General features: G+C 72.2%; 4 protein-coding genes. 2 read left to right on the top strand and 2 right to left on the bottom strand.

Annotated elements, in window-relative coordinates:
• Positions 1-144 precede the first annotated feature (144 nt).
• Together CCN35_RS24175 and CCN35_RS24170 are read right to left on the bottom strand one after the other, a co-directional pair.
• Positions 145-1299 carry an MAB_1171c family putative transporter gene (locus tag CCN35_RS24175; RefSeq protein WP_067396121.1) on the bottom strand — a complete coding sequence of 385 codons (1155 nt, stop codon included), beginning with the start codon at positions 1297-1299 and terminating at the stop codon, positions 145-147.
• Positions 1300-1338: 39 nt separating this feature from the next.
• Positions 1339-2067, bottom strand: a complete 729-nt coding sequence (locus CCN35_RS24170; protein ID WP_067396123.1) for a TetR/AcrR family transcriptional regulator — start codon at positions 2065-2067, stop codon at positions 1339-1341.
• Positions 2068-2461: 394 nt separating this feature from the next.
• Here CCN35_RS24170 and CCN35_RS24165 point away from each other — a divergent pair, with 394 nt between their 5' ends.
• Entirely contained in the window at positions 2462-3340 is an 879-nt protein-coding gene (locus CCN35_RS24165) for a universal stress protein (protein ID WP_211285571.1), read from the top strand.
• A 252-nt stretch (positions 3341-3592) separates the two neighbouring features.
• Positions 3593-3906 (top strand): flavoprotein (locus CCN35_RS24160; protein ID WP_245863401.1); only part of this gene is annotated, 314 nt, incomplete at its 3' end.

The following is a 3906-nucleotide window of genomic DNA, read 5'->3' as shown; positions in this document are numbered from 1 at the left end:
ACCCCGAAGAAGGGGGAGAGAAGGGGGGAAACCCGGGGGAAACCCAGGGAAACAGGGGAAACCCAGGGAAGCGCTGAGGAGCGCACAGGGAGAGCACGGGGGAAGCCCGCCCGGTCCGACGGGGGACAGACCGGGCGGGAGCTCTCAACCCGCTTTTCCGACTTTACGGTAGGCGGACGCGACCTTGGTGAGCCAGGCGACTTCTGCGGGGAAGTTGTCCGAATCCCGATCTTCGAAGTCGCCGACGTCCTTGTTGTCGTCGGGAACGACACCGATGCGCTTGGCGTGCAGCGCCTGTCTGATCTGTGCCGCTTCGACGAACGCCTGCCGCATCTCCTCGCTCGCCGCCGGGTCCGCCACGGCGATGCCGTGGGCGTTGCGGTCGATGTAGGGGCGCAGGTCCCGCCAGCCGTCCCTTATCTCGACGACCCTGCGGTGCAGGCGGTAGTCGATGTCGAGGACCGAGCCCCCCGGAGGCTCCAGGGCGATGCCCGGGGAGGCCTCGTACAGGTCCCGCCAGAGCGGATACAGGGCTCGGTACGCCCGGTAGTCGCGCACCCACTTCAGCACGGTGGCGACCAGGGGCCACCAGGAGGACATGGTCAGGCTGAGCGAGAGGGTCACGATGCCCGCCGCGCTGAACAGGGACGCGGCGATCTGCCAGACGCCGATGTCGATCCCCGCCGCGGCGGTGAGGATGTTCACCGTCCGGGCCAGGCAGTAGAGGAAGAGGATCACCGCGGCGACGGAGAGCAGCCGCAGGGCCTGACGCAGGGAGGCGTTGTCGGTCATACGGGCGTAGGGCCCGCACTGGCGGAAGATGGTGACGCACGGAACCGCCTGGGAGACGATGAAGGCCAGGAGGTAGGTGAGGACCAGCGGCTGGCCGCTGCCGGTGTTGAAGTCCGAGGCGGGCCGTTGGGGGCCGTCGGCGACGAAGAAGAGCGCCGTCAGAAGCACGTCGAGGGCGACGCCGGTGATCACCCACCAACGGGTCCTCCGTACGGCCCTGTCGTCGTCGACGGCCCAGCGCAGCAGGATGATCTGCGCGCTGACGCAGAAGGCGACCGCCGACAGGTGCATCACCAGGATGGCGAGGTTGCCGACCCCCAGGAAGCTCTCGCTTCCCATGGCGACGGCCCCCATCGTGAAGGTGAGGCACTGGAACAGCAGGGTGACGAGCAGGGTGCGGTAGGCGCTGTCCCGCCAGTCGCGCCGTACCTGGTACAGCCGGCAGGCGAGCGCGGCATACGACGAGAGCGCCGCAATGACGAAGCAGAGGGTTTTGACGGTGTTCACGACCTGATTCCCTGCGGCGCCGCGCATGCGGCGGACGGTTCAGTCGGTGTGCTCGTCCAGGGGAACCACCAGCCCGACGCCCTCGGCCGCCACGGCGACGGCGAAGTCGAAGAACACGGACTGGTCCCGGACACTGTCGTGCGTACGGCTGAAGACCTGGAACACCAGAAGCCCGATCAGATTGCTCCACAGCACGATGCCGCGCTCGATGAGGTCCGAGAACGGGGCCTCGGGCACGCCTCCGAAGAGCTCCACGGCCGGGGGCAGGAGCAGCGGCGGCCCGGGCACCGTCCGCCGGGGAGGGGTGAGTTCACCGGCCCGGAGCGCCGAACGCACGATGCCGGCCAGCACCGCGGGGGTGCGCGAGGCGGCCGGGACCGTGTCCTGCGGGGCGTGGTAACCCGGAACGGGCGAGCCGTAGATCAGCGCGAACTCGGCGGGATGGTCGAAGGACCACTGCCGCAGCGCGCGGGCGACCGCGAGAAGCCGCGCACCCGCGGACGCGCCGGCCTCCTCGGCGGCCCGGTCGGCCTGCTCCATCACGGCACCGGACGCGTTGTAGGCGTCGACGATCAGTGCGGTCAGCAGGTCGTCCCGGTGCGGGAAGACGGCTTCCACATCGGCGACGGCGAGACCGCCGGCGCGGGCGACGGCCTCCAGGGACAGCCCCGCGGCGCCCGAGGTCTCCAGCACATGGCGCGCGGCGGTCCTGATGGCGGTCGGGAGCTCGGTGTTCCTGTCGGTGGACGTCGTTCCGGATTCCTCCATGGGCCACACCGTATCCATCCGTCACCGCAGTCATCAGTGCATTCGTTCGAATGCTCCGGCCGTACGTCAGGATCCGGCCATGTCCCGGCGCCGCCGTCGAGCGGGGTGCCGTCGCCGGGAGGCCGCGCCGGGCGGCCGGCGCCGTGTTGGGGTGCCGCCGGACGGCCACTGTCGAGCGGAGGGTGCCGCCGTGGGGCGCCGTCGCACGGGCGCCGCGTGGGGCGCCGCGTGGGACGCCGCCCCTTTCGAGCTGCCGCCCCCTGCGAAGCGGTTCGGGAGGAACCGGCCGCGCCGGACGGCTACGGTTTTGCCGTGGTCCGATACCTGCTGTGGCCCACGGCCCGACCGCCCCCGGCCGGACCCGCCCCGCGGCAGACGGGAGGAAGGGTGTCCCATGACGAACCCGGTGGTCGTTGGAGTGGACGGCTCGCCCTCGAGCCTGGAGGCGGTGGAGGTCGCGGCGCGCGAGGCGGCGCTGCGCGGGGTCGGACTGCGGCTGGTGCACGCCTTCGGCCGGCCGTCGGTGCACGTCCCGCCCGGCATGCCCCCGTGGAACCCGAAGGCGGCGGGCGTGCGCGAGCTGGTGGACGGCACGATGACCGAGGCCGAGCGGCGGGCGCGTACCACCGCACCGGACGTGGAGATCACCCGTGACGTCACCGTCGGCGAGCCGGTGATGGTGCTGGAGATCGAGTCGCGCACCGCCTCGCTCGTCGTGGTCGGCAGCCGCGGGCTGGGCGGGTTCGGCAGCCTGCTGCTCGGTTCCACCGCCGTGCACCTCGCCGCCCACGGACGCTGCCCGGTCCTGGTGGTGCGCGGCAGGCCGGACCCGACCGGTCCCGTCCTGCTCGCGGTGGACGGCTCCCCGGCGGGCGAGGCAGCCGTCGGGTTCGCCTTCGCCGAGGCGACGCTGCGCGGTGCGGACCTGGTGGCGCTCCATGCGTGGAACACCTGGAGCGAGTCGGCCCACGAGGGCTACGGGGACCACTTGAGCGTGGTGGTCGACCTGGAGCGGCTCCAGGAGGAGGAACAGCGGCTGCTGGACGAGACGATGGCCCCGTGGCAGGAGCGCCATCCCGAGGTCACCGTGGAGCGGCGCCTGGTGCGTTCCCGGATCCGCCCGGCCCTGATCGAGGCCAGCCAGGAGGCGCAGCTGCTGGTGACCGGCGCCCGCGGCCGCGGAGGCTTCACGGGACTGCTGCTCGGCTCCGTCAGCCAGGCCCTGCTGCACCACGCGCACTGCCCCGTCGCCGTGGTCCGCGGCAAGGAGTGACCCGGGGCCGTACGACCCGTACGACCCTCACGACCCATGCGGCTCGTACGACCCGCGCCCGGCCTGCACGGTCTGCCCGGCCTGTACGACCCGTACGGCCTGTACGACCCCCGCACGGCTCGCACGCGCGCCCGCGGAAACCGTCTCCTCCCCGCCCCGGCGTCCGCAGCCCGGCGGCGGACATGACGGTCCGGGACCACCGTCGTACCCTGCCGGAACCGCACCTCTTCAGCCGCCGACCGGGAGACCCGCGTGACCGAGCCGACCGCCCCGGACAAGAAGCCCTTCCTGTACGTCGTCGTGTGCGCGAGCGGCGTCGCCCATGACGTCGGCAAGCTGATCACGGCCGCCCAGGAGGCGAACTGGGACGTCGGCGTCGTCGCCACACCGCAGGGCCTCCGCTTCATCGACGCCGAGGCGATCGAGGCGCAGACCGGCCACCCGATCCGGTCCGCCTGGCGTCTGCCGGGGGAGCCGCGCCCGCTGCCGCCCGCGGACGCCATCGCGGTCGCCCCGGCCACCTTCAACACGATCAACAAGTGGGCCGCCGGGATCTCCGACACCCT

Origin of the sequence: Streptomyces thermovulgaris (assembly GCF_002155915.1) — a bacterium.
In the GTDB taxonomy this organism is placed as follows: Bacteria; Actinomycetota; Actinomycetes; order Streptomycetales; family Streptomycetaceae; genus Streptomyces; species Streptomyces thermovulgaris.
This window is presented reverse-complemented; position numbering and strand designations above follow the sequence as displayed.

Bases quoted from the DNA above. Each gene is read 5' to 3' on its own strand.
- CCN35_RS24165 (WP_211285571.1), top strand. From the start codon at position 2,462: ATGACGAACCCGGTGGTCGTTGGAGTGGACGGCTCGCCCTCGAGCCTG.
- CCN35_RS24170 (WP_067396123.1), bottom strand. From the start codon at position 2,067: ATGGAGGAATCCGGAACGACGTCCACCGACAGGAACACCGAGCTCCCG.